Annotated in this window: 20 protein-coding genes, 2 tRNA genes and 1 rRNA gene; 15 read left to right on the top strand and 8 right to left on the bottom strand. The window is 62.3% G+C overall.

Going from position 1 to position 24,886, the window contains the following annotated elements; translation table 11 throughout:
• Window positions 1-206 precede the first annotated feature (206 nt).
• The 5 genes from OXH74_RS08760 to OXH74_RS08740 all read right to left on the bottom strand — a co-directional run bounded on the left by OXH74_RS08760 (window position 207) and on the right by OXH74_RS08740 (window position 4,988).
• Window positions 207-282, bottom strand: a tRNA-Ala gene (locus tag OXH74_RS08760).
• A 31-nt stretch (window positions 283-313) separates the two neighbouring features.
• Window positions 314-390 (bottom strand) — tRNA-Ile (locus OXH74_RS08755).
• A gap of 96 nt (window positions 391-486) precedes the next feature.
• A 16S ribosomal RNA gene (locus OXH74_RS08750) occupies window positions 487-2,023 on the bottom strand.
• A 483-nt stretch (window positions 2,024-2,506) separates the two neighbouring features.
• The gene (locus OXH74_RS08745; protein ID WP_375740873.1) at window positions 2,507-3,730 is read right to left on the bottom strand and encodes a CaiB/BaiF CoA transferase family protein; all 1,224 of its coding nucleotides are present in this window, start codon (window positions 3,728-3,730) and stop codon (window positions 2,507-2,509) included.
• Between the two features lie 76 nt (window positions 3,731-3,806).
• Window positions 3,807-4,988 (bottom strand): acyl-CoA dehydrogenase, encoded by a 1,182-nt coding sequence (locus OXH74_RS08740; protein ID WP_375740872.1) that lies wholly within the window; start codon window positions 4,986-4,988, stop codon window positions 3,807-3,809.
• Window positions 4,989-5,184: 196 nt separating this feature from the next.
• On the opposite strand from OXH74_RS08740, the gene OXH74_RS08735 reads away from it, so the two are divergent.
• Window positions 5,185-6,093: a LysR family transcriptional regulator gene (locus OXH74_RS08735; RefSeq protein ID WP_375740871.1), complete on the top strand. Its 909-nt coding sequence runs from the start codon at window positions 5,185-5,187 to the stop codon at window positions 6,091-6,093.
• A gap of 12 nt (window positions 6,094-6,105) precedes the next feature.
• Here OXH74_RS08735 and OXH74_RS08730 read toward each other — a convergent pair whose 3' ends face one another.
• Complete coding sequence (locus OXH74_RS08730) at window positions 6,106-6,300, bottom strand: hypothetical protein (RefSeq protein WP_375740870.1); 195 nt, start codon at window positions 6,298-6,300, stop codon at window positions 6,106-6,108.
• 305 nt (window positions 6,301-6,605) lie between these two features.
• Between OXH74_RS08730 and OXH74_RS08725 the strand changes: the two genes are divergently transcribed.
• The 12 genes from OXH74_RS08725 to OXH74_RS08670 all read left to right on the top strand — a co-directional run bounded on the left by OXH74_RS08725 (window position 6,606) and on the right by OXH74_RS08670 (window position 21,705).
• Complete coding sequence (locus tag OXH74_RS08725) at window positions 6,606-8,372, top strand: DUF1302 domain-containing protein (RefSeq protein WP_375740869.1); 1,767 nt, start codon at window positions 6,606-6,608, stop codon at window positions 8,370-8,372.
• 22 nt (window positions 8,373-8,394) lie between these two features.
• The gene (locus tag OXH74_RS08720; protein WP_375740868.1) at window positions 8,395-9,765 is read left to right on the top strand and encodes a DUF1329 domain-containing protein; all 1,371 of its coding nucleotides are present in this window, start codon (window positions 8,395-8,397) and stop codon (window positions 9,763-9,765) included.
• A gap of 160 nt (window positions 9,766-9,925) precedes the next feature.
• Window positions 9,926-12,451, top strand: a complete 2,526-nt coding sequence (locus OXH74_RS08715; protein WP_375740867.1) for a LuxR C-terminal-related transcriptional regulator — start codon at window positions 9,926-9,928, stop codon at window positions 12,449-12,451.
• Between the two features lie 613 nt (window positions 12,452-13,064).
• The gene (locus tag OXH74_RS08710) at window positions 13,065-14,186 is read left to right on the top strand and encodes a Re/Si-specific NAD(P)(+) transhydrogenase subunit alpha (RefSeq protein WP_375740866.1); all 1,122 of its coding nucleotides are present in this window, start codon (window positions 13,065-13,067) and stop codon (window positions 14,184-14,186) included.
• Window positions 14,187-14,198: 12 nt separating this feature from the next.
• A complete protein-coding gene (locus tag OXH74_RS08705; RefSeq protein WP_215376190.1) occupies window positions 14,199-14,513 on the top strand; it encodes an NAD(P) transhydrogenase subunit alpha in 315 nt (104 codons plus the stop codon).
• A gap of 2 nt (window positions 14,514-14,515) precedes the next feature.
• Window positions 14,516-15,952 carry an NAD(P)(+) transhydrogenase (Re/Si-specific) subunit beta gene (locus OXH74_RS08700; protein ID WP_375740865.1) on the top strand — a complete coding sequence of 479 codons (1,437 nt, stop codon included), beginning with the start codon at window positions 14,516-14,518 and terminating at the stop codon, window positions 15,950-15,952.
• 255 nt (window positions 15,953-16,207) lie between these two features.
• The gene (locus OXH74_RS08695; protein WP_375740864.1) at window positions 16,208-17,701 is read left to right on the top strand and encodes an acetyl-CoA hydrolase/transferase family protein; all 1,494 of its coding nucleotides are present in this window, start codon (window positions 16,208-16,210) and stop codon (window positions 17,699-17,701) included.
• A 333-nt stretch (window positions 17,702-18,034) separates the two neighbouring features.
• Window positions 18,035-18,250, top strand: coding sequence for a DUF1127 domain-containing protein (locus tag OXH74_RS08690; protein WP_375740863.1), 216 nt, complete (start codon window positions 18,035-18,037; stop codon window positions 18,248-18,250).
• A gap of 380 nt (window positions 18,251-18,630) precedes the next feature.
• Window positions 18,631-18,840, top strand: coding sequence for a DUF1127 domain-containing protein (locus OXH74_RS08685; protein WP_375740862.1), 210 nt, complete (start codon window positions 18,631-18,633; stop codon window positions 18,838-18,840).
• 94 nt (window positions 18,841-18,934) lie between these two features.
• Window positions 18,935-19,252, top strand: coding sequence for a DUF2388 domain-containing protein (locus OXH74_RS08680; RefSeq protein ID WP_215376173.1), 318 nt, complete (start codon window positions 18,935-18,937; stop codon window positions 19,250-19,252).
• Between the two features lie 159 nt (window positions 19,253-19,411).
• Window positions 19,412-19,732: a DUF2388 domain-containing protein gene (locus tag OXH74_RS08675; protein WP_375740861.1), complete on the top strand. Its 321-nt coding sequence runs from the start codon at window positions 19,412-19,414 to the stop codon at window positions 19,730-19,732.
• A gap of 14 nt (window positions 19,733-19,746) precedes the next feature.
• Window positions 19,747-21,705 (top strand): DUF4105 domain-containing protein, encoded by a 1,959-nt coding sequence (locus OXH74_RS08670; protein WP_375740860.1) that lies wholly within the window; start codon window positions 19,747-19,749, stop codon window positions 21,703-21,705.
• A 95-nt stretch (window positions 21,706-21,800) separates the two neighbouring features.
• On the opposite strand, the gene OXH74_RS08665 is transcribed toward OXH74_RS08670, so the two are convergent.
• Complete coding sequence (locus tag OXH74_RS08665; protein WP_375740859.1) at window positions 21,801-22,202, bottom strand: GFA family protein; 402 nt, start codon at window positions 22,200-22,202, stop codon at window positions 21,801-21,803.
• Window positions 22,203-22,304: 102 nt separating this feature from the next.
• Here OXH74_RS08665 and OXH74_RS08660 point away from each other — a divergent pair, with 102 nt between their 5' ends.
• Window positions 22,305-23,213, top strand: a complete 909-nt coding sequence (locus OXH74_RS08660) for an AEC family transporter (protein WP_375740858.1) — start codon at window positions 22,305-22,307, stop codon at window positions 23,211-23,213.
• Between the two features lie 4 nt (window positions 23,214-23,217).
• On the opposite strand, the gene OXH74_RS08655 is transcribed toward OXH74_RS08660, so the two are convergent.
• On the bottom strand, window positions 23,218-23,370 hold the full coding sequence (locus tag OXH74_RS08655; RefSeq protein ID WP_375740857.1) for a hypothetical protein: 153 nt from the start codon (window positions 23,368-23,370) through the stop codon (window positions 23,218-23,220).
• Between the two features lie 106 nt (window positions 23,371-23,476).
• On the opposite strand from OXH74_RS08655, the gene OXH74_RS08650 reads away from it, so the two are divergent.
• On the top strand, window positions 23,477-24,784 hold the full coding sequence (locus OXH74_RS08650) for a CitMHS family transporter (protein WP_375740856.1): 1,308 nt from the start codon (window positions 23,477-23,479) through the stop codon (window positions 24,782-24,784).
• Window positions 24,785-24,886 lie beyond the last annotated feature (102 nt).

Raw genomic sequence — 24,886 nt, 5'->3', positions numbered from 1 at the left:
CCTCGAACGTGAAGACGACATTCGCCGAAAATTCGCGCTTGAACTCGCAAATTTTACCTTGACTTGACTAATCACCAGTGAAAGAGATTAATCAGTCTACTTCTATCACATACCCAAATTTTTAAAGAACAGTTCTGGCGCAAAGACCAGAAATCAATGCCCTTCGCGAGGCACTCATTTCTGAGCTTTCAGCGATTGTCGAGTAATGGTGGAGCCAAGGAGGATCGAACTCCTGACCTCCTGCGTGCAAAGCAGGCGCTCTCCCAGCTGAGCTATGGCCCCATCTGCATGACCGGCCACGTCCCGTGACAATTGGTGGGTCTGGGCAGATTCGAACTGCCGACCTCACCCTTATCAGGGGTGCGCTCTAACCAACTGAGCTACAGACCCAATCGTCTTACTCTCGGGTCTTAATTACCCAATCGCTTTTCGCAATTGAATCAAGCAATTCGTGTGGGAACTTATGAAGAAGCTGAAGTCTTCGATTAAGGAGGTGATCCAGCCGCAGGTTCCCCTACGGCTACCTTGTTACGACTTCACCCCAGTCATGAATCACTCCGTGGTAACCGTCCCCCTTGCGGTTAGACTAGCTACTTCTGGAGCAACCCACTCCCATGGTGTGACGGGCGGTGTGTACAAGGCCCGGGAACGTATTCACCGTGACATTCTGATTCACGATTACTAGCGATTCCGACTTCACGCAGTCGAGTTGCAGACTGCGATCCGGACTACGATCGGTTTTATGGGATTAGCTCCACCTCGCGGCTTGGCAACCCTTTGTACCGACCATTGTAGCACGTGTGTAGCCCTGGCCGTAAGGGCCATGATGACTTGACGTCATCCCCACCTTCCTCCGGTTTGTCACCGGCAGTCTCCTTAGAGTGCCCACCATCACGTGCTGGTAACTAAGGACAAGGGTTGCGCTCGTTACGGGACTTAACCCAACATCTCACGACACGAGCTGACGACAGCCATGCAGCACCTGTGTCTGAGTTCCCGAAGGCACCAATCCATCTCTGGAAAGTTCTCAGCATGTCAAGGCCAGGTAAGGTTCTTCGCGTTGCTTCGAATTAAACCACATGCTCCACCGCTTGTGCGGGCCCCCGTCAATTCATTTGAGTTTTAACCTTGCGGCCGTACTCCCCAGGCGGTCGACTTATCGCGTTAGCTGCGCCACTAAGATCTCAAGGATCCCAACGGCTAGTCGACATCGTTTACGGCGTGGACTACCAGGGTATCTAATCCTGTTTGCTCCCCACGCTTTCGCACCTCAGTGTCAGTATCAGTCCAGGTGGTCGCCTTCGCCACTGGTGTTCCTTCCTATATCTACGCATTTCACCGCTACACAGGAAATTCCACCACCCTCTACCGTACTCTAGCTCAGTAGTTTTGGAGGCAGTTCCCAGGTTGAGCCCGGGGATTTCACCTCCAACTTGCTGAACCACCTACGCGCGCTTTACGCCCAGTAATTCCGATTAACGCTTGCACCCTTCGTATTACCGCGGCTGCTGGCACGAAGTTAGCCGGTGCTTATTCTGTCGGTAACGTCAAAACAGCAAGGTATTAACTTACTGCCCTTCCTCCCAACTTAAAGTGCTTTACAATCCGAAGACCTTCTTCACACACGCGGCATGGCTGGATCAGGCTTTCGCCCATTGTCCAATATTCCCCACTGCTGCCTCCCGTAGGAGTCTGGACCGTGTCTCAGTTCCAGTGTGACTGATCATCCTCTCAGACCAGTTACGGATCGTCGCCTTGGTGAGCCATTACCCCACCAACTAGCTAATCCGACCTAGGCTCATCTGATAGCGCGAGGTCCGAAGATCCCCCGCTTTCTCCCGTAGGACGTATGCGGTATTAGCTCGAGTTTCCCCGAGTTATCCCCCACTACCAGGCAGATTCCTAGGCATTACTCACCCGTCCGCCGCTCGCCGGCATCCCGAAGGACCCGCTGCCGCTCGACTTGCATGTGTTAGGCCTGCCGCCAGCGTTCAATCTGAGCCATGATCAAACTCTTCAGTTCAATACTGCTTGGGTTTTGAGAAAACCCTAAACTTGGCTCAGCAATCGCAAATAAACTCTTTGAATTCACGAAGAGTTACTTGTGTTGCTGATAATCAGTTGACTATCAGTCTTACTCCACAAGCACCCACACGAATTGCTTGATTCAGTTGTTAAAGAGCGTTTCGATCAAGTCTTTCGTCTCAACCGAGGCCGCGCATTCTACAGCAGCCTTTCTTTCTGTCAAGCTGTTTTTCGAAATTTTTCGTTTCTACTCAACCACTTGCTGCTTCGGCGACTCGATCGCTTCAGCGAGGGGCGCATTCTACATCACCCCATCTTGCCGTCAAGCTGTTTTTCGAAAATCTCTTTTCATTTCAACAACTTGCCGCTTTGGAGGACCAGGTCCTCTTCAGCGAGGCGCGCATTCTACATGAGCCAGGCGGGCTGTAAACCCCCTGCTGTGAAAACAAATGGAATTTCTTTGGCGAGCGACTTGAGAGTCTCAGATGACCTCTTCTTTATGCAGCTCCGCAATGCGCTCTGTCGTGAGCCCAAGCAGCCGTGCCAGAACCTGCTCGGTATGCTCACCCAGCAATGGCGGGGGCATGCGGTATTCGACGGGAGTCTCGGATAGGCGCAGAGGGCTGGCGACTTGCGGGACGATTCCAGCCAGCGGGTGAGCAAGTTCCACGCGCAATCCGCGCGCCTTTACTTGGGGGTCGGCAAATACCGCAGCCAGATCATTGATCGGGCCGCAGGGCACCCCCACCTCTTCGAGGGCTGATACCCATTCGGCCGTAGTCTTGAACACCGTGGCCTGGCGAATCAGCGGAATCAGCTCGGCCCGGTTCGCCACTCGCGCCTTGTTGGTAGAAAAACGCGAGTCGTCGGCCCACTCCCGATGGCCGGCGACCTCGCAGAACTTGCGAAACTGGTTGTCATTGCCGACGGTGAGGATGAAGTCGCCGTCCGCTGTAGGGAAATCCTGGTAAGGCACAATGTTCGGGTGTGCATTACCCAGTCGTTTGGGCGGTACGCCCGTGGTCAGGTAGTTCATGGCCTGGTTAGCCAGGCAGGCGACCTGTACATCCAGCAACGCCATGTCGATGTGCTGGCCCTGCCCGGTGATCTCGCGGGATGCCAGCGCGGCGAGGATCGCCACCGAGGAATAAAGGCCAGTCAGGATGTCGGTCAGGGCGACGCCCACCTTCACCGGGCCAGAGCCCTCTTCCTGATCGGTACGGCCGGTAATGCTCATCAGCCCACCCAGCCCCTGGATCATGAAGTCATAGCCGGCACGCTTGGCATAGGGGCCGAACTGCCCGAAGCCAGTGATCGAGCAATAGATGAGGCGGGGATTGATCGCCTTTAGCGACGGGTAATCCAGCCCATACGACGCCAGGCCGCCCACCTTGAAGTTTTCGATGACGATATCGGACTTCTGCGCCAGCTCGCGGACCAGCTGCTGGCCCTCAGGGCGGGTAAAGTCGATGGTCACCGAATGCTTGTTGCGGTTCGCGGAGAGGAAATAAGCCGCTTCGCTGGTATCCCGGCCGTCGGCTCCCTTGAGGTAGGGGGGGCCCCAGGCGCGGGTGTCGTCGCCGGCCCCCGGACGTTCGACCTTGATCACTTCGGCCCCCAGGTCCGCCATTATCTGTCCGGCCCAGGGGCCAGCTAGCACGCGGGAGAGGTCGAGAACACGGATATGGGAGAGAGCGCCAGCCATGGGATCACCTGAAGTCAGGGGGAAGACCGTTGCCTCTCTCTCTTCCATATAAGAAGAGAGAGAGGCGCGACGCGGATCAGAAGAATGCCTGGATACCGGTCTGGGCACGACCGAGGATCAGTGCGTGCACGTCGTGGGTCCCCTCGTAGGTGTTGACCACCTCCAGGTTGACCAGGTGGCGGGCAACGCCGAACTCGTCGGAGATGCCATTACCACCCAGCATGTCGCGGGCCATGCGGGCGATATCCAGGGCCTTGCCGCAAGAATTGCGCTTCATGATGGAGGTGATCTCCACCGCCGCCGTGCCTTCGTCCTTCATCCGGCCGAGGCGCAGGCAGCCTTGCAGCGCCAGGGTGATTTCGGTCTGCATGTCGGCCAGCTTTTTCTGGATCAGCTGGTTGGCAGCCAACGGACGGCCGAACTGGTTGCGATCCAGTACGTACTGGCGCGCGGTGTGCCAGCACGCTTCGGCGGCACCCAGGGCACCCCACGAAATGCCGTAGCGGGCAGAGTTCAGGCAGGTGAATGGGCCACGCAGGCCACGTACGTCCGGGAAGGCGTTCTCTTCCGGCACGAACACGTTGTCCATCACGATCTCGCCGGTAATGGAGGCGCGCAGGCCTACCTTACCGTGAATGACCGGAGCGCTGAGGCCCTGCCAGCCCTTCTCCAGGACGAAGCCGCGGATTTCACCAGCATCGTCCTTGGCCCAAACCACGAATACGTCGGCGATCGGGCTGTTGGTGATCCACATCTTGCTGCCGGTCAGGCGATAGCCACCATCGACCTTGCGCGCACGGGTGATCATCGAGCCTGGGTCGGAACCGTGGTTCGGTTCGGTCAGGCCGAAGCAGCCGATCCACTCGCCGCTGGCCAGCTTGGGTAGGTACTTCTGCTTGGTGGCTTCGTTGCCGAATTCGTGGATGGGCACCATGACCAGGGAGGACTGCACGCTCATCATTGAACGGTAGCCAGAATCGACACGCTCGACTTCGCGAGCGATCAGGCCGTAGCAGACATAGTTGAGGCCACTGCCGCCATACTCGGCCGGGATCGTGGCGCCGAGCAGGCCGACTTCGCCCATCTCGCGGAAGATCGCCGGGTCGGTCTGTTCGTGGCGAAAGGCTTCCAGTACGCGCGGGGCCAGCTTGTCCTGGGCGAACTGCTGGGCGCTATCGCGCACCATGCGCTCTTCTTCGGTGAGCTGCTGGTCCAGCAGCAGCGGATCGATCCAGTTGAAGCTTGCTTTGGAAGCCATGGGGAGTGTCCTCGGTGAACAGGATTCGGGAGCCGGAGCCGTCGCGCGGTCCGCGCCTTCTTGTGTGGAAGTCATCCTAGACAGCGTAGGACGAAACGGGCAAACGAGGATTTTGCAAGCTGTTGTGCTAATTTCTCATTCCGAAAGGCCATATATGCCCAATCTATGCCTTTCAATTGTGAGACCGAGGTACAGCATGCGCCGAAAGATCCCCAGCACCGCCGCACTCATCGCTTTCGAGTCCGCCGCGCGCCATCAGAGTTTCACCAAGGCGGCCGAAGAACTGGCCCTGACCCAGAGCGCCATCTGCCGACAGATTGCCGGGCTCGAGGATTTCCTGGGCCAGGAGCTGTTCCGTCGTTCCCGACGCGGCGTGAAACTGACCGAGGCCGGACTGGCCTATTCACGGCGGATCGCCATCCAGCTCGATGCGGTAGAGCGCGATACCCTGGCGGTGATGGGCCAGCAAGGGGCGATGGCCATCGAGCTGGCGGTGGTTCCCACCTTTGGCACGCGATGGCTCCTGCCACGACTGAAGGAGTTCCAGCGCCAGCACCCGGAAGTCACGGTGAACCTGACCAACCGCACCCGTCCCTTTCTTTTCGCCGACACCGATTTCGACGCAGCGCTCTACTTCGGTGATGCCGAATGGTCTGGCACCCGCTCCTATTTCCTCATGCACGAGAACTCCGTGCCGGTCTGCAGCCCCGCCTTGCTGGGAGGGCGCAGCCAGCTGGATGCCGAAGCCATCGCCACCCTCCCCTTGTTGCAGCAGACCACCCGTCCCTATGCCTGGCGTCAGTGGTTCAGCTCATTGGGCTTGAGCGTCGCACGCGACCTCAGCGGCCCGCGCTACGAGCTCTTCTCGATGTTGGCGCAGGCGGCCATGCACGAAATGGGTGTAGCACTGATCCCGCCCTTCCTCATCCAGCGCGAACTGGCCGATGGCCTGCTGGTGACGGCCCACGAACACAGCTTCCGTAGCGACAAGGCCTATTACCTGATCATTCCCGAACGCAAGCTGGAGTCAGCCGCGCTCGGCGCGTTCCGTGACTGGTTGGTGGAGGCGGCTCGCCGCTACCGGGAGGAAGCTGGCCTCGACTAACGCGAGGAATGTTCACCGCACCGGGTAGTGCAATTCATCTCGCGGTGATTGCCGTGATAGTCCGCCGTCCGGTAAAGCCAGGCGCGGATAAGCACCCAGTTCGTGGTCGACGTTACCGTAATGCACCCTGATGTTTTCCATCAGGTCGTCGGGCCGGGCAAAGGGGCTGCAGTCGCGCTCGGGCTGCGCGATGCGTTGAGGCCTCACACAAGAGACCTGCATCACTGGCGACGGCCACTCCTGGTCGAGAGAGCGCGTGGCGTCGAGCACGTCACCGCCCCGGGCCGGGCGCGGCATTAAAGTCAGTCGCGCAAGCGGAGCACGTCCTGTAACCCGAGGTATCAGCGCCCACCGCCGACAGACGACCGAAAGCGAATCAGCGCTCGACCAAAGCCTTGGAAGCTGGCTTTCTCACCCCTTTGGGTGATAGGTGAAATCGCCCATTCAGGCAGTTATGGGCAGACTTTTGGCTGATTAGCATGAGGCCTCCTTAATCCTCTCTGGAGAGCCGCATGACAACAAGAACAATGCGCGGAATCTTCCGGCCGCACTCGCTGGCCGCCGCCATTGCCCTGGGCTGCAGCGCCCAGGCCTCAGCCATCAGCTTCAACATCGGCGAAATCGAGGCGCAATTCGACTCCTCGCTGTCGGTTGGCGCCAGCTGGGCTGTCCGCTCGGCAGACCCGGAATTCATCTCCACCGCCAGTGGCGGCGAAGCCCTGTCGCGCACCTCGGACGACGGCCGGCTGAACTTCAAGAAAGGCGAAACTTTCTCCAAGATCTTCAAAGGCATCCACGACCTGGAACTGAAGTACGGCGATTCGGGCGTGTTCCTGCGAGGCAAGTACTGGTACGACTTCGAGCTGAAGGACGAAAGCCGCCTCTTCTATGACATCGACGACCATGACCGCAAGCCAGGCGCCCAGGCTTCCGGCGCCGAACTCCTCGACGCGTTCTTCTATCACAACTATCAGCTAGCCGACCTGCCGGGCAGCTTCCGCGTCGGCAAGCAGGTGGTCAGCTGGGGCGAGAGCACCTTCATCGGCAATAGCATCAACTCGATCAACCCGATCGACGTCGCCGCCTTCCGCCGCCCCGGCGCCGAGATCAAGGAAGGTCTGATTCCGGTCAACATGCTCTACCTGTCGCAGAGCCTGACCGACAGTCTCTCCGCCGAGGCTTTCTACCAACTGGAGTGGGACCAGACCGTCGTCGACAACTGCGGCACCTTCTTCTCCACCTCCGACGTGGTCGCCGATGGTTGCACGGATCGCCTGATCGTTGCAGGTCCGGACCTGCCACCGGGGGTTTCCACCAACACCGGCGGCACGCTCTATATTCCACGCGCGGGGGACCGCGATGCCCGTGACAGTGGCCAGTTCGGCGTGGCCCTGCGCTGGTTCATCCCGGAGCTGAACGACACCGAGTTCGGCGCCTATGCGATGAACTACCACAGCCGCGGCCCGGTGTTCAGCACCATCCGTACCACCCGACCGAGCGCACTGATCATCCCCGGCGCTCCCGGCGCGCGCTATTTCATCGAATACCCGGAAGACATCCGTCTCTATGGCTTGAGCTTCCAGACCAACGTCGAGGGCACCTCAGTGGCGGGTGAGATCAGCTACCGGCCGAACATGCCACTGCAGATCAACAGCACCGACCTATCCTTCGCCGCCCTTGGCGTACCGAACTCGCCAGTGTTCGAAAGCGGACACGCGCGTAACGTGGCCGGTGCCGACCTGCACGGTTACGAACGCAAGCCCGTCACCCAAGCCCAGGTCACTGCAACCCAGTTCGTTGACCAGGTCATGGGCGCCAGCCGCCTCACCCTGGTGGCCGAGGTGGGTTACAACCACATCGGCGGCATCGATGACGATATCGGCGAGCTGCGTTTCGGCCGCGACCCGATCTACGGCCCCGGCCAATTGTCCTCCCAGGCCGTCTGCCTGGCACTGACCGCTGCCAGCCCAGCCCAGCGCGAGTGCAACGACAAAGGCTTCTACACCAGCGGCTCCTGGGGCTACCGCGCTCGCGCCAGCCTGGACTACAGCAACGTCTTCGCCGGCATCAACCTTACCCCGAGCATCGCCTGGTCCCACGACGTAGACGGCTACGGCCCGAACTTCAACGAGGGCTCCAAGGCCATCAGCCTCGGCCTGAACGCCGAATACCAGAACACCTACACCGCCAACGTCAGCTACACCGACTTCTTCGGCGGCCACTACAACCCCACCACTGACCGCGACTTCGTCGCCCTCAGTTTCGGCCTCAACTTCTGACCTGATCGCAAGGACTCACACAATGACAAGCACAAGATTCCTGCAAAGCAGCGTGCTGGCCCTGAGCCTGCTGGCCGCCAACGTCATGGCTGCCGTATCCCAGGAGGAAGCGGCTGAACTGGGCGCCAGCCTCACGCCACTGGGCGCCGAGAAGGCCGGTAACGCCGATGGCAGCATCCCGGCCTGGACCGGCGGCCTGCCGACCAATGCCGCCACCGTGGACACCCGTGGCTTCATCGGCGACCCGTTCGCCAACGAGCAGCCGCTGTTCACCATCACCGCCGCCAACGTCGAGCAGTACAAGGACAAGTTGTCCCCCGGCCAGCTGGCGATGTTCAAGCGCTATGCCGGTACCTACAAGATCCCGGTCTATCCGAGCCACCGCACCACGGCTGCGCCGCAAGCCATCTATGACGCCGCCAAGCAGAGCGCGGTGAACACCCAGGCGGTGGACGGTGGCAATGGCCTGTCCAACTTTGCTGAGAGCCATTACTACGCTTTCCCGATTCCCAAGGATGGCGTGCAGGTGCTCTGGAACCACATCACCCGCTACCGGGGCGGCAACGCACGACGCCTGGTGGTACAAGCGACTCCGCAAACCAATGGCTCCTTCACGCCGGTACAGTTCCAGGACGAAGTCGCCTTCCCCTCCGAGATGCAGGCGCTGGATCAGGACAAGGCCAGCAATGTCCTGCTCTACTTCAAGCAGCGCGTACTGGCCCCCTCGCGTCTGGCCGGCAACGTGCTGCTGGTCCATGAGACCATCGACCAGGTGAAAGAGCCGCGCCTGGCCTGGCTCTACAACGCCGGCCAACGCCGTGTGCGCCGTGCTCCGCAAGTGGCGTATGACGGCCCCGGCACCGCCGCCGACGGCATGCGCACCTCCGACAACTTCGACATGTTCTCCGGCGCTCCCGACCGCTACGACTGGAAGCTGGTGGGCAAGAAGGAGATGTATATCCCCTACAACAGCTACAAGCTGGAATCGCCCGCGCTCAAGTACAAGGACATCATCCAGCCGGGCCACATCAACCAGGACCTGACCCGTTACGAGCTGCACCGCGTCTGGGAAGTGGTCGCCACCCTCAAGACGGGCGAACGGCACATCTATGCCAAGCGTCACTACTTCATTGACGAAGACAGCTGGCAGATCGCCTACGCCGACCACTACGACGGCCGCGGCCAGCTGTGGCGCGTCGGCGAGGGCCATGCGAGCTACCACTTCCAGCGGCAGGTCAGCTCCTATGCGCTCGAATCGCTTTACGACCTCATCGCCGGCCGCTACATCGCCCTCGGGATGAAGAACGAAGAGAAGCACGGCATCGAGTTCGGCTTCGCCGCCAACGGCGCCGACTACACCCCGGCCGCCCTGCGCAACGCCGGCATCCGCTAAGCCCTCTCTACGACGCCCCGCACACGGGGCGTCGTCCTTGTCCGCGCTGCTGCCTTATAACGCGGCATCAGTCATATCCATGCTGCTTCTTTACGGCCATACGCCGTTCTAGTCTGCCCTGGCTCGGTTCAGCCATAACAACAACGTCGTGAGAACCGCCATGCCAGACCGCAACTTCGGCCCATGCAGCGCCGCGGCCAACCTGCCACGCCTGCCCCCGGCGCACGTTCCACGCCCTCGACTGGTGCAGTGCCTGCAAGCCCAGGACGCCCGCCTACGCCTGCTCTGCGCGCCCGCAGGGTTTGGCAAAAGCGTGCTGCTCAATGAATTCCTCCGCGCTCAACCCGAGCCTGGACGGATCGTCTGGCTGAATCTCGCCGGGCTGCCCCTCTCTCCCGAACAACTCCTTGCGCAACTGGCCGCTGAACTGCAGGAATCCATTCCCCAGGTACCACCCGCCCAAGCCTTGCAAGAGCTGCTGGGGCAACGCGGCGAGCGGGTCTGGCTGATCCTGGACGACTATCCGCGCCAGCCACCGGCCGACCTGGATGACTGCATCGACCACCTGCTGGCGAGGGCACAGCCCAAGTTCCGGCTACTGGTCAGCGCCCGCCAGCGCCCAGCCTGGAACCTCCCTCGCCTGCTGCTGGCCGGCGAACTCCTCGAACTCGACACCACGGGCCTGGCCCTGGACCGCGAACAGCACGAACAACTCATGGAACTGCTGGCGCCGTCCAGCAGCCCCGCTGTGCGTGACGAGCTCTGGCAGGAGACAGAAGGCTGGTGCGCCGGCGTGCGCCTCCAGCTCTCAGCCATGCTCCCGGCGGGCAGCTCGGCAAGCCCGCATTGCTGGCTGAAGGAATACCTCGACCACGAACTGCTCAGCCGCCTGGCGCCGGACGAGGCCCAATGCCTGATCGCGCTTGCGCACCTGCCGAAGGTCTCAGCCGCACTCTGCCAGCACCTCTGGGAGGATGGCGACGGCGCAGCCCTGTTCGAACGTTTGCTGGCGCAGCAATCGTTCTGCATGCCGTTGGATGAACACGGCACCTGGTATCGCGTACTACCCGCCGTGGCACGCGCCCTGCGCAGCCGCATCAGCGAAGCCGCCGCCAATCAGCTGCACCTGCGCGCCTGCCGCATGTTCATCGCCGCCGGCCAGGTCGAGGACGCAATCGAACAAGCGCTCTGCGCCGGCCAGTTGGAAGCCGCCGCCAACTACTTGGAGCGGCTTGGCCAGGAATGGCTGACCGGTGAGCAGCACCTGGCCCATCTGCTGGCCTGGCGTGCGCGACTGCCCAGCGTCCTTCTGGAGAGCACCCCGCGCCTGCTCACGCTCAATGCCTGGGCCCTGTTGCTGGCGTGGCGCCTGGACGAGGCCGAAGCCTGCATCGAGAAGCTGGGGCACTTCCTGCCCCAGTTCGACCCTGAGCGTAACCGCAGGCTGCTGGCCAACTGGCAGGCCCTGCATGGCGTGCTCACTGCCCTGCGCGGCCAGTGGCCTGAAATGGCAGCCCAGCATTGCCGCCAGGCGCTGGAGCACTTGCCCGAGCGCGACTGGATGCCGATCCTGCTCTGCTACTCCGTCCTGGCCCGCATCGCCATGGCCAGCGGCGTGCCGGACCAGGCACCCGCCTACCTGCACAAGGCGCTGGAGATTGCCAGGCGCCAGGGCAGTCTGCTGTTCGAAGTGCTGATCAACCTCGACCGTATTCGCCTGCTGCTATTGCGCGGCGAATTCAATCGCACCGAGGCGCTGATCGAACAGAGCTTCGCCCTGATCAACCAACGCAAAGCCATCGACGCCCTGCTGCTAGGGCGCCTCAAGCTCGTGCGGGCCGAGCTGCACTTAATCCGCGGCGAGCTGCCAGAGGCCGAGCAGATTCTGCTGCAGGGCCTGGAGCAGGCCCTGGGGTGCGCTGACCCTTTCGCCTTGCATGGCTATCTTGGCCTGGCCGAACTGCACGCTCGCCGAGGCGAGTTCGACCAGGCTTTCCAGCACCTGCGCGAGGCGGAGCGGCAAATGCACTGCCGCCAGGTCTGGCGATACTCCTACAGCGGTGTGCTGAACCTGCAGAGCATGCGAGTCCTGGCGCGCCAGGGCCGCTGGGAACGCATCGAGCCGGTGGCATTGCGCATCCAGCGCTACTTCATCGGCGAGCGACCCTGGATGGCTCCGCTCGACTATCCAAGCCTACCTTTGCGCAACCAGCTGCTGCTGGCTCGCCTGCATCTGGCGGCCGGCAAGGCGGAACAGGCCGAGACGGAACTGCAGGCTTTGCTGGAACGCTGCAAGGCCCTGCACTTCATACCCCTGGCCTGCGAGGTGCAGCTGACTTTGGCAGAGGCGGGACGCAGCCTGCTACGCGCCAATGCCGGCAATCTCGAACGTCAGGCCCGCGAACAGGCGGAATGCCTGGGCATGCAGGGCTTGCTGCGGGACTGCGCGGTCGGCAGCGATATCCCGACTCCTGGCAATACCGATCCGGACGGCCTGCTCAGCCAGCGCGAGCGCGCGGTCCTGCAACTACTCGCCGAGGGCTTCTCCAACCAGGAAATCGGCACCTGCCTGTTCATCTCGGTGAATACGGTGAAAACCCACACCAAGAAGATCAACAGTAAACTCGGCGTGAAACGACGCACCCAGGCAGTGATGCGCGCCAAGAGTCTGGGCTTGCTAGCCTGACCCAATCCGGGCGCGCATTTGAGTCCACCGGATAGGGGTGACAACTGGTTCACCAATGACCGCAAAGCGGTCATTGGTAAGCTGAAGGGCCGTCCACAGGCCTGCCTGGCGAATGAACTCGCTCCCCACAAAAAAGCTCACCCAACACCCCACTCGCTTCGGAAATGGCTTCCAAGTAATTCTTGACCCTGTAGTCAGGCATTTTTTTTAGCTACAGAAGCCCGAAATCCGCCTCCTTATGGCAACTATTAAAAAGTCTGATTAACAGTGCCAGAGCCATTAGCGGCAGGATGCTCAGGGCTACAAGCTCGCATGGGGCCGCTTTGATGGCGGCCTATTCACGATGGGGATGAGATTCTCCTCGGGCTGGATCTGCAAACAGGCGTGTACACCAGAGCGGACGGGCCTTTGCCCGGAAGCTCGATACAGTCGGTCTAAACGTGACTTGTAGTTAACACCGCGTTTGGCTTCAGAACTTCTTGAAGCACCCGCGGTTCACCTGCAAAATGCCGCGCCTCAAGGCTCGCGGCCTTGCGGTAGTGCTGATCCGCCCTTGCCAGTGCACCATCCGTAGTGTGCTGGTTCACCAGATCGATCACGCAGGAGATTTGAAGTGCACATCGGTGTTCCTCTCGAAACCCACGCTGGGGAGACGCGGGTTGCCGCGACGCCCGAGACCATCAAGAAGCTGGTCGGCCAAGGCCATCAGGTGACGGTCCAGAGCGGAGCAGGCGTCAGCGCCTGCATCCCGGACAGCGCCTATGTCGCCGTTGGCGCCACCATCGGCAATGATGCCGCCGCCTTCGGTGCCGACCTCGTGCTGAAAGTAGTTGCCCCGACCGATGCCGAACTGGAGCACATGCGCGCTGGCGCCGTGCTGGTCGGCATGCTCAACCCCTTCAGCAACGAAACCATTGCGCGCATGAACGCACGCGGCATCACCGCCTTCGCCCTCGAAGCGGCACCGCGCACCTCCCGTGCGCAGAGCCTCGACGTGCTGTCCTCGCAGGCCAACATCGCCGGCTACAAGGCAGTGATGCTCGCGGCTAACCACTATCCGCGCTTCATGCCGATGCTGATGACCGCCGCCGGCACCGTCAAGGCTGCCCGCGTGCTGATCCTCGGCGCTGGCGTCGCCGGCCTGCAGGCCATCGCCACGGCCAAGCGCCTGGGTGCGGTGATCGAGGCCTCCGATGTGCGCCCGGCGGTGAAGGAACAGATCGAATCCCTCGGCGCCAAATTCGTCGACGTGCCCTTCGAGACCGACGAAGAGCGCGAATGCGCCCAGGGCGTTGGCGGCTATGCTCGCCCCATGCCGGCATCCTGGATGGAGCGTCAGGCCAAGGCCGTGCACGAACGGGCCAAGCAGGCCGATATCGTCATCACCACCGCGCTGATTCCGGGCCGCAAGGCGCCGACCCTGCTGCACGAAGCCACCGTCACAGAAATGAAGCCGGGCTCGGTGGTCATCGACCTGGCGGCAGCGCAAGGTGGTAACTGCCCGCTGACCGAAGCCGAGCAGGTGGTGGTCAAGCATGGCGTGACCATCGTCGGCCACAGCAACCTGGCCGCTATGGTGCCGGCAGACGCTTCCGCCCTGTACGCGCGCAACCTGCTGGACTTCCTCAAGCTGGTCATCGACAAGGACGGCCAGTTCCACCTCAACCTCGAAGACGACATCGTCGCCGCGTGCCTGATGTGCCGCGACGGACAAGTCGTTCGTACCAACGGCTAAGGGGAAGCGGACATGGATCTGATTTCTGACGGCATCTACAACGTGATCATCTTCGTGCTGGCCATCTACGTCGGCTACCACGTAGTGTGGAACGTAACTCCCGCCCTGCACACTCCGCTGATGGCCGTGACCAACGCCATCTCGGCCATCGTGATCGTCGGCGCCATGCTGGCCGCCGCCCTCACCGTGACCCCGCTGGGCAAAACCATGGGCACCCTGGCCGTGGCCCTGGCCGCGGTCAACGTCTTCGGTGGCTTCCTGGTCACCCGACGCATGCTGGAAATGTTCAAGAAGAAAGCGCCGAAAGCGGCTGCGGAGAAACACTGACCATGAGCATGAACCTGATCACTGTTCTCTACCTCGTCGCCTCGGTGTGCTTCATTCAGGCACTGAAGGGCCTGTCGCACCCGACCTCGTCGCGTCGCGGCAACCTGTTCGGCATGATCGGCATGGCCATCGCCGTGCTCACCACCGTTGGCCTCATCTATAAGCTGGGCGCCGAGCTGGCGACCCAGGGCATCGGCTACGTGATCGTCGGCCTGCTGGTCGGCGGCACGGCTGGTTCGATCATGGCCAAGCGCGTCGAAATGACCAAGATGCCGGAGCTGGTCGCCTTCATGCACAGCATGATCGGTCTGGCTGCGGTATTCATTGCCATTGCCGCCGTGGTCGAGCCGCAATCCCTGGGCATCGTCGCCGCCCTGGGCGACGCCATCCCGGCCGGTAACCGCCTGGAACTGTTCCTTGGCGCGGCCATCGGTGCCATCACCTTCTCCGGCTCGGTGATTGCCTTCGGCAAGCTGTCCGGCAAGTACAAGTTCCGCCTGTTCCAGGGTGCCCCGGTGCAATTCGCCGGCCAGCACAAGCTGAACCTGCTGGTTGGCCTGGGCATCGTCGGCCTGGGCCTGTACTTCACTCTCACCGGCAATATCGGCGCCTTCGCCCTGCTGGTAGCTCTGGCCTTCGTCATTGGCGTGCTGATCATCATCCCGATCGGCGGTGCCGACATGCCGGTGGTGGTGTCCATGCTGAACAGCTACTCGGGATGGGCGGCGGCTGGTATCGGCTTCTCGCTGAACAACTCGATGCTGATCATCGCCGGCTCACTGGTCGGCTCCTCGGGTGCGATCCTCTCCTACATCATGTGCAAGGCGATGAACCGCTCCTTCTTCAACGTCATCCTCGGTGGCTTCGGCGCCGAAGCCGATGCGGGAGCCGCTGCAGGGAGCACGGAGCAGCGTCCGGTGAAGTCTGGTTCCAGCGACGACGCCGCCTTCCTGCTGACCAACGCCGACAGCGTGATCATCGTTCCCGGCTACGGCCTGGCAGTGGCCCGTGCCCAGCACGCGCTGATGGAGCTGTCCGAGAAGCTGACCCATCGTGGCGTCAATGTGAAATATGCGATCCACCCGGTGGCGGGTCGTATGCCGGGCCACATGAACGTCCTGCTGGCCGAGGCCGAAGTGCCTTACGAGCAGGTGTTCGAGATGGAGGACATCAACTCCGAGTTCGGCCAGGCCGACGTGGTCCTGGTACTCGGCGCCAACGACGTGGTCAACCCGGCGGCGAAGAACGATCCCAAGTCGCCCATCGCCGGCATGCCGATCCTTGAGGCCTTCAAGGCCAAGACCATCATCGTCAACAAGCGCTCCATGGCCAGCGGATATGCCGGCCTGGATAACGAACTGTTCTATATGGACAAGACCATGATGGTGTTCGGCGACGCGAAGAAGGTCATCGAGGACATGGTCAAGGCAGTGGACTGATCCCCTGCCCTGCTCCACTCGAAACCCCGGCCTTGTGCCGGGGTTTTCCATTTCGCCGACCCGGTTTTCCTGTGGGTGTGAATTCATTGGCTATGTCTGCGTTAGCTGTTACTAGCAATCAATGGCCGGACTGAGAGCCCCTACAACCGACAGAAGGCCCTGAATAGAGCCATTTCTTCGACCTTGGTATAGAAGTCGGCCGCCGTCCTACCCCCTAGACTTCGCACCTCGTCCCGTTGTCCGAGGTTTTCCCCCATGTACCGTGATCGAGTGCGCCTGCCCTCCCTGCTGGGCAAAGTGATGAGTGCGGCCGACGCCGCTGCCCTGATCGAAGACGGCATGACCGTCGGCATGAGCGGCTTCACCCGCGCCGGCGAGGCCAAGGCCGTGCCGCATGCCCTGGCCGAACGCGCCAAGGCCCATCCGCTGCAGATCAGCTTGATGACCGGCGCCAGCCTCGGTAACGACCTCGACAAGCAGCTCACCGAAGCAGGCGTACTGGCACGGCGCATGCCCTTCCAGGTGGACAGCACCCTGCGCAAGGCAATCAACGCAGGCGAGGTGATGTTCATTGACCAGCACCTCTCGGAAACCGTCGAACTGCTGCGCAACCACCAGCTCAAGCTGCCGGACATCGCGGTGATTGAGGCCGTGGCCATCACCGAGCAGGGCCACATCGTGCCCACTACTTCAGTGGGCAACTCCGCCAGTTTTGCGATCTTCGCCAAACGCGTGATTGTCGAGATCAACCTCGCGCACAAGCCCAACCTGGAAGGCCTGCACGACATCTACATCCCGACCTACCGGCCGACCCGCACACCGATCCCGCTAGTCAAGGTGGATGATCGCATCGGCAGCACTGCCATTCCGATCGACCCGGCGAAGATCGTCGGCATCGTTATCACCAACCAGCCGGACTCATTGTCCACCGTGCTGCCGCCAGACGATGACACGCAGGCCATTGCCGACCACCTGATCGACTTCTTCAAGTGCGAAGTGGCCGCTGGGCGCATGAGCAATAACCTGGCGCCGCTGCAGGCGGGTATCGGCAGCATCGCCAACGCCGTGATGTGCGGGCTGATCGACTCCCCCTTCGAAGATCTCACCATGTACTCCGAGGTGCTGCAGGACTCCACCTTCGACCTGATCGATGCCGGCAAGCTGCGCTTCGCCTCGGGTAGCTCCATCACCCTCTCCAGCCGTCGCAACGCCGATGTGTTCGACAACCTCGAACGCTACAAGGACAAGCTGGTACTTCGCCCACAGGAAATCTCCAACCACCCGGAAGTGGTGCGTCGCCTCGGGATCATCGGCATCAACACTGCCCTGGAGTTCGACCTGTACGGCAACGTCAACTCTACGCATGTGGGTGGCACGAAGATGATGAACGGCATTGGCGGCTCCGGTGACTTCGCCCGCAACGCACACCTGGCGATCTTCGTCACCAAGTCCGTTGCCAAGGGTGGCGCCATCTCCAGCGTGGTGCCCATGGTCAGCCACGTGGACCATACCGAGCATGACGTCGACATCCTCGTCACCGAACAGGGCCTTGCCGACCTTCGCGGCCTGGCCCCACGCGAGCGCGCCCGCGTGATCATCGACAACTGTGTGCACCCGGACTATCGCCAACCGCTACAGAACTACTTCAGCGCAGCCTGCGCCAAGGGCGGCCATACCCCGCACCTGCTGCGCGAGGCCCTGACCTGGCATATCAATCTGGAAGAAACCGGGCAAATGCTCACCAACTGAACCGTTCCGACCGAAACAGTTATAGGCTTGTAACCATCGATTCTGCCAACGAAGCCAAAAAACAGTTTCTGAAAATCAAGAACTGTACTGCTCAAAAGTCCTGCGATCCGACAGATCAGCAGGAAAAACTGTGGCATCCCGTTCAATAACGAGTTATTCAACGGGACACCCATACAGCTGTGCAATTTTCCAGCAAAACAGTTGATAAGCCCCCTAAGTAAGACCAACACAATTTAGGACAACTGTGACTACAGTCGCGGCTGTTCCGGGTAGATCATAGGCACCAGTTGAAACGAAACCTAACCCCCGTCACAAGCGGGAAGGACTGCTGCCATGGAACGTACCCTCAGTTCCGACCTGATTTTCGAAAGCGCTGAACACACCTCGCAAACCGCTTGGCCGTTGCGCGTCATCTCGACCCTGCTGCTGTGGCAACGTCGCATTGCCAGCCGTCACCAACTGGCCATGCTGGACACCCGCCTGCTGGCCGACGCCGGCATCAGCGAAGCCCAGCGCGAAGCCGAGCTGAACAAGCCCTTCTGGCGCTAAGACGCTGGCCGGGCCCGAAGGCCCAACGCAACACCCCGACAGAACCCGTCGCCATCAGCGACGGGTTTCGTCGTTTCTGGGCTCCAGAAAACTGCGCAGATCGAACCAGCGGACCGTACGGGAAGTTCGGTGAACGCAGCGAAGCCCAACATCAATGCCGGCCTGGAAATCATCCATGCAGGCTGAATCGGAGCAGCACCCGACCACCCTCCCCATGAATACCCCCGACACAGCCGCGCCTAATCAGACCAATACAGTTCTAGTTAATCAAGATCTGATACAGAACAATTATTCGCTGCTGTGACTGACCTGTCCTGATCGAAGGCGCGATTATGGTCCTCCATAACCAAACCCCGCAGCTGTGCGGGAAGGACTGCGCCATGGAACGCACACTTACTGCCACCGTCTTGCCACAGCAGAACCGCCAGCACAGCGCCTGGCCTCTGCGCGTTCTCGCCACCATCAGCCTGTGGCTGCGCAATGTCCGCACCCGTCAGCAGCTTGCCCAACTGGACAGGCGCGCCCTTGCGGACGTTGGCATCACCCCGGCCGAGCGCTGCATGGAGCTTGAAAAACCCTTCTGGCGCTAAGCCAGCACTGGTCCCGAGCACGCGAATTGACTAGTCTTTCAGACCATGCGGAGGCACGCCTGCGCCGCCGCCTTGGTCAGTAAAGGAGCACACCATGACCTCTCTCCGCCTGCTCAGCGCTGCAGCATTGCTCGCACTCGCCACCAGCGCCTCGGCAACCAGCTTCGTGGTCACTACCGACGCCGTGGTCGGTGCCTTCGCCGCCACGTCGGAGGCGACCTCCGACATCAGCTCATCCTTTGACGACGACAAGATCGTCCTCGCCGCCCGCGACGACGCCGCCAGCTTCGTCGCCAGCGCCGGCGAGATCCGCGGCGCCCACCTGGAAGCCGCGCTCAAGCACATCCGTACGCTGCAACCACAACTGGCAGCCAGCGACCTGCAACTGGCCCAGGCGATCCTGACCCTCTGAAATACCCTCCGGGCCTCGCAATAGCCGTGGCCCGACCGCTTCTCTGTGCTTGGCCCTGTCCGGTCCATCCGCTACCCTTGCGCGCCCTGAACCCTCGGTGGAGAACTGCCGGTGGGTTCTACCGTCCAATACCCTGAAAACTTCACACGGAGACCCGCCATGCGTCGCTCGTTGTTCGTCGCAGCCACCGCCCTGTCCCTGCTGGCCAGTACCGCCCAGGCCCAGACCCTGGTCGCCACCAGCAACATCATCGTCCGTGCGCTGGACCGTTCCCTCGACTTCACCTCCGACACCACTACCTCGGTCCGTGACATGAAACTGGTTCTCGCAGCTCGTGACGACGCTGCCAGCTTCGTCGCCAGCGCTGGCGACATTCGTGGTGCCCAACTGGAGGCTGCCTTCAGCACCCTGCGTGCGCGCCTGCCAGAGGCCCGCGACGCCAGCGACCAGGTCCTGGCGGAAGCCATCCTGGCCCTGTGACCCGGAGCCCGAAGTTGAACACGCTGCTACGTCTGATTGGCCTGGCGGGCCTGCTGGCCGCAGCGACGGCCCAGGCCGAATTGCGTCTGGTACTCGATGGCGAGGACCTCACCCCGCCCCAGCGCCAGGCCAGCGAGCAGTTGCTGATCGAGGCCCGCGCCGCCCTACCCCCCAGATTCATCCAGCGCCTGGACCGCGAGGTCACGGTGAGTTGGAGCGACGAGCTGCCGGAGAACGGTTACGGTCGCGCCACCAGCCCATACACTTTGCAGCTCAATGCCAGGCTGCTACCCGGCCTGGTCGATGGCAGCGCCGCCCTTGAGCAGACCGGGCGGCCCCACGGCACCGTTCGCCGTGAAGTGCTGGCTACCGTCCTCCATGAGTTGACCCACCTCTATGACCGCGCACGACTCTGGACCGCTGCCGACCAAACGCAATTGTTTCGCTGCCGCCTGCAAGCCGGCAGCACCGGACAGGTAGGCCTGCCGGGGGACTGCCGCGGACAGACCAAACGCCGCTTCACCTTCAGCGATGACCCACGTCTGCTCGACCTTGCCGGCTGGCAGCAGCAGGTCGGCCGGCGTGGTCAGCGCGAGCTGCAAAACCACCAGGTGGCGCGCAGCCCGGATATCTACGAGCTGAGCAACTCGCGCGAGTTCGTCGCGGTGAACATGGAGTACTTTCTCCTCGACCCGGCCTACGCCTGCCGTCGCCCGGCACTGCACCGCTACTACCAGGCGCATTTCGCCTGGGCGCCGGGGAATCTAGCCGAGTGCGCCGACGGCTATGCCTACCTCAATGCCGGCCGCGACTTCGGCAAGCAGCCCCTTGGCCGCCTCGACCCCGAGCGCGTGTACGAGGTGGATTACCTGTTCGCCGAAGCCAACGAGAACTGGGTCAGCCGCTGGGGCCACAGCATGCTGCGCCTGGTGATCTGCGCCCCGGGCCGCCCGCGCGGGCCGGACTGCCGTCTCGACCTGGACCAGCACCTGGTGCTTTCCTACCGCGCCTTTGTCGGCGACGTGCAGCTGTCCAGCTGGGACGGTCTCACCGGCGCCTATCCCTCGCGGCTGTTCGTGCTGCCCCTGCACCAGGTGATCGAGGAATACACCAAGGTGGAACTGCGCGGCCTCGCCTCGGTGCCGCTCAAGCTCAGACGCGACCAACTCGAAACTCTGGTCGAGCATGCCACCGAGATGCACTGGAGCTACGATGGCGACTACTGGTTCCTGTCCAACAACTGTGCGGTGGAGACCCTCAAGCTGCTACGCAGCGGCACCGGCCACCCAGCCCTGCGCGACTTGGACAGCATCATGCCCAATGGACTGTTGAAGGTGCTGGAAGCTCGTGGCATCGCCGACCGAACGCCACTGCAGGACCCAAAGGAGGCCTTGCGCCTGGGCTACCGCTTCGACTCCTTCCGAGACCGCTACCAAGCCATGTTCACTGTCATTCGAGAGCGTATGCGGGTACCTCAGGAAAAAGTGGAAGACTGGCTGGAGATGACTGCCGAGCAACGCCGTCCCTGGTTCGCTAAAGCCGACCTGCGCGCGAGCGCCGCCCTGCTGCTGCTGGAACAGGCCGCCCAGCGCCGGCAATTGCTACTGGCCCAGGATGAACTCAAGCGCAACTACCTGAGCTCAAGGGAACAGGCTGGCCAGACGCGTTTCGCCAAGGCGGGCGGTACCCTCGAGAAAATGCTCGCCAACAGCGGTTACCTGAGCCGGCCGGCTGAGATGCTGGACGGCGGCTACGGCCTGCCGCAACGCGCCGAATGGCAACGTCTGGAAACCGAGAGCAGCAGCCGCCAGCAAACCATGCGCACCCTCAGCGACGACCTCGACCGCGAGGTCCGCAGCCTGCTGGAGCCCCAGCGCATGGCCGAGCTCAACGCCACGGAAGCCAACCTCAAGCAGATCGGCGCGCATCTGCGCCAACTGCACAAGGACGCCGGCGGGTTGGCCCTGCCTTGATATACCGCTGATGGGTATCGCGCCGCTGAGCGAAGCGATGCCCAACCTGCAGGAAGCCTCTTAGCCACGAATCCGCGATACCCACCAAGCCCAGCTCAGAGGTTCTCCTCCTCGTCCTCCGGCAGCTGCGGATCCAGGCTCAGCCAGGGCAGCCGGTTCTTCACCCAGATATGCCGGTTCGCCGGAGCGGCCTCGGGCTGGTCCAGGGTGGCAATCGTCAGGTCCATGGTGTCTGGACTGAGCTGGGTGAACAGCGCCAGGTGGCAGCCGCAGTGGGCGCAGAAGTAGCGCACGCAGCTCGCCGAGGACGCATATTCGGCGGGCATACCGGCAGTCCAGCGGAAGCTCGCCAACGGTACCGTGACCCAGGTGGTGACGATGCCGCCTGTGGTGCGCCGGCAGATCGAGCAATGGCAGTGGGCGACGTCGCTCAGTGGTGCGTCGACGGCGTAGCGCAGCTGCCCGCAATGGCAGCCGCCGGAATGCAGTTCGGCCATGGTGTCCTCCGGTATCGAGACTGACTGTTACCCTAGCAGGCCGGTTGCGAATGTCCGTCGAGCCGCCGAAGATGTGCGGCGCATGCCTGACCGGATGTCACCATGACCACCCTGCTCTACGCCCTCTGGCCCCTCTTCGCGCTGATCGTCGGCGGCTTCCTGCTGCGCCGCTGGGACTTCCCCGGCGAGGCATTCTGGCCGGCAGCCGAGCGACTCAACTACTTCATCCTGTTCCCCGCCCTGCTCTTCAGCAGCCTGGCCACGGCCCCATTGGACAACCCAGCGTTGCCCCGTCTGGCGCTAGCGGTGTTCCTTGGACTCGGCATCGGCTGGAGCGCCCTGCTCCTGACTCGCCGGCTGCTGGGCTGGCCAGCCGCGCGCTTCGGCGCGGTCACCCAGGGCATCTTGCGCTTCAACACCTACCTGGGTCTGGCCGCCATTGGCAGCCTTTACGGCAAGGAGGGCCTGGCCATAGCCGCATTGATGCTGGCGCTGATGGTGCCGACGGTGAACCTGATGTCGGTCTGGGCACTGACCGCCGAACGCGGTGTGAGCCTGCACGGCCTGCTCCTGCCCGTGGCAAAGAATCCTCTGATCCTTGCCTGCCTGGCCGGCGCCCTGGTCAACCTGGCCGGCTTCGGCCTGCCCGGCGGCACCGACCGCCTGCTCAACCTGCTGGCGGTGGCCAGCCTGCCGCTTGGCCTGCTCTGCGTCGGCGCGGCACTGCGCCCGCAGGAGCTGGCCGGCGAAGTACCGGCCCTGGCCTGGAATTGCGCCCTGCGCCTGCTTGCCATGCCGGCCCTGGCCTTCGCGGTGACCCAGGTGCTCGGCCTACCGGCCATGGAAAGCAACATCCTGGTACTGTTCTTCGCCCTGCCCACCGCCCCCACGGCCTATGTGCTGACCCGCCAACTCGGCGGCGACAGCCACCTGATGGCCGGGATCATTACCCTGCAGACCTTGCTCGCCGCCGCCAGCCTGCTGCTGGTCATGCGCGTTGTGTCCAGCTGAACCGTCATGGCGGCCCGGCCGCAGTTCGTCGCTTAATCCCCACGCTTTCGGCACCGATCACCGCCGAAAGCTCGCTGAAAGGTTGACGCCTTAGCATCCACCCCACTGCCGGCAAACGACCGGTAACTCCGACAACAACAAGATTGGTGATCGACATGTTCCGTTCCTGCTGCCATCCCGGCACCCCGCCGCCCGTTCTCCGCACGCCTTCGGCCTCGCGCTGATCCGCTTCCGCCCGCCCGAATCACGTCCGGAGAACCGCCATGCTCACTCTGCTCGGCTTCGCCATGGTCATCTGCTTCATGTACCTGATCATGACCAAACGCCTGTCCGCCCTGATCGCCCTGATCATCGTGCCCATCGTTTTCGCCCTGATCGGAGGCTTCGCCGCCGGCATCGGCCCGATGATGCTCGAAGGCATCGGCAAGCTCGCCCCCACCGGCGTCATGCTGATGTTCGCCATCCTCTACTTCGCCCTGATGATCGACTCCGGCCTGTTCGACCCGGCCGTGCGCAAGATCCTCAAACTGGTCAAGGGCGACCCGCTGAAGGTCTCGATGGGCACCGCCGCGCTGGCGCTGATCGTCTCCCTCGACGGCGACGGCGCCACCACCTACATGATCTGCGTCGCCGCCCTGCTGCCGCTGTACAGCCGCCTGGGGATGAGCCCGCTGATCATGGCCGGCCTGATCATCCTCGCCGGCGGCATCATGAACATGACCCCCTGGGGCGGCCCTACGGCTCGCGCCGCCAGCGCCCTGCACGTGGATCCGTCGGACATCTTCGTACCGATGATCCCGGCCATGATTGCAGGCGCGCTCGCCCTGTTCGGTCTCGCCTGGGTCTACGGCAAGCGGGAGCGTGCGCGGCTCGGCGTGCTGCACCTGCCGGACGAGCAGATCAACCACGACGAGATCAGCGTGTCGCAATACCCGGAAGCACGTCGGCCGAAGCTGCTGTGGGTCAACGGCGGCCTGACCGCCTGCCTGATGGCGGCGCTGATCGCCGGACTGCTGCCGCTGCCGGTGCTGTTCATGATCGCCTTCAGCGTCGCAATGATCATCAACTACCCCTGCCTGCAACAGCAGAAGGAGCGCGTCGCAGCCCATGCCGGGAACGTCCTGGCGGTGGTGGGACTGATCTTCGCCGCTGGCATTTTCACCGGCATCCTCTCCGGCACCGGCATGGTGGAAGCCATGTCCAAGAGCCTGCTGGCGGTCATCCCGCCATCCCTCGGCCCACACATGGCGGTGATTACCGCGCTGGTGAGCATGCCGTTCACCTTCTTCATGTCCAACGACGCTTTTTATTACGGCGTGTTACCGGTTCTGGCCGAGGCCGCGAGCCATTACGGCATCAGTCCGGTGGAGATGGCGCGAGCGTCTATCGTAGGCCAGCCGGTGCATCTGCTGAGCCCGCTGGTACCCTCGACCTACCTGCTGGTGGGCCTGGCCAAGGTGGAGTTCGGTGACCACCAGCGCTTCACATTGAAGTGGGCGGTGATGATTTGTCTGTGTATCCTCCTCGCCGCCTTGTTGCTGGGTGTCTTTCCACTGTTCGGATCGCACTGACAGCCGCTGAATGACACCCCCGAACCTGCCGGAAACTGCGTAAGCTCTTTCCGGCTCGTTCGTGCCCATCCCTAGTCTTAGAACCTCACGAGGAATCACGCA

It is taken from the genome of Metapseudomonas boanensis (assembly GCF_042232855.1).
GTDB classification, from domain to species: domain Bacteria; phylum Pseudomonadota; class Gammaproteobacteria; order Pseudomonadales; family Pseudomonadaceae; genus Metapseudomonas; species Metapseudomonas boanensis.
The sequence above is the reverse complement of the archived record's forward strand: the minus strand, read 5'-3'. Positions and strand labels throughout refer to the sequence as shown.

Excerpts from the sequence above, each read along its gene's own strand:
- OXH74_RS08700 (WP_375740865.1), top strand. The coding sequence starts at position 14,516 with ATGAGCATGAACCTGATCACTGTTCTCTACCTCGTCGCCTCGGTGTGC.
- OXH74_RS08695 (WP_375740864.1), top strand. The coding sequence starts at position 16,208 with ATGTACCGTGATCGAGTGCGCCTGCCCTCCCTGCTGGGCAAAGTGATG.
- OXH74_RS08660 (WP_375740858.1), top strand. The coding sequence starts at position 22,305 with ATGACCACCCTGCTCTACGCCCTCTGGCCCCTCTTCGCGCTGATCGTC.
- OXH74_RS08720 (WP_375740868.1), top strand. The coding sequence starts at position 8,395 with ATGACAAGCACAAGATTCCTGCAAAGCAGCGTGCTGGCCCTGAGCCTG.
- OXH74_RS08745 (WP_375740873.1), bottom strand. The coding sequence starts at position 3,730 with ATGGCTGGCGCTCTCTCCCATATCCGTGTTCTCGACCTCTCCCGCGTG.
- OXH74_RS08705 (WP_215376190.1), top strand. The coding sequence starts at position 14,199 with ATGGATCTGATTTCTGACGGCATCTACAACGTGATCATCTTCGTGCTG.
- OXH74_RS08675 (WP_375740861.1), top strand. The coding sequence starts at position 19,412 with ATGCGTCGCTCGTTGTTCGTCGCAGCCACCGCCCTGTCCCTGCTGGCC.
- OXH74_RS08725 (WP_375740869.1), top strand. The coding sequence starts at position 6,606 with ATGACAACAAGAACAATGCGCGGAATCTTCCGGCCGCACTCGCTGGCC.
- OXH74_RS08690 (WP_375740863.1), top strand. The coding sequence starts at position 18,035 with ATGGAACGTACCCTCAGTTCCGACCTGATTTTCGAAAGCGCTGAACAC.
- OXH74_RS08715 (WP_375740867.1), top strand. The coding sequence starts at position 9,926 with ATGCCAGACCGCAACTTCGGCCCATGCAGCGCCGCGGCCAACCTGCCA.
- OXH74_RS08655 (WP_375740857.1), bottom strand. The coding sequence starts at position 23,370 with ATGTCGATCACCAATCTTGTTGTTGTCGGAGTTACCGGTCGTTTGCCG.
- OXH74_RS08680 (WP_215376173.1), top strand. The coding sequence starts at position 18,935 with ATGACCTCTCTCCGCCTGCTCAGCGCTGCAGCATTGCTCGCACTCGCC.
- OXH74_RS08735 (WP_375740871.1), top strand. The coding sequence starts at position 5,185 with ATGCGCCGAAAGATCCCCAGCACCGCCGCACTCATCGCTTTCGAGTCC.
- OXH74_RS08740 (WP_375740872.1), bottom strand. The coding sequence starts at position 4,988 with ATGGCTTCCAAAGCAAGCTTCAACTGGATCGATCCGCTGCTGCTGGAC.
- OXH74_RS08685 (WP_375740862.1), top strand. The coding sequence starts at position 18,631 with ATGGAACGCACACTTACTGCCACCGTCTTGCCACAGCAGAACCGCCAG.
- OXH74_RS08665 (WP_375740859.1), bottom strand. The coding sequence starts at position 22,202 with ATGGCCGAACTGCATTCCGGCGGCTGCCATTGCGGGCAGCTGCGCTAC.
- OXH74_RS08650 (WP_375740856.1), top strand. The coding sequence starts at position 23,477 with ATGCTCACTCTGCTCGGCTTCGCCATGGTCATCTGCTTCATGTACCTG.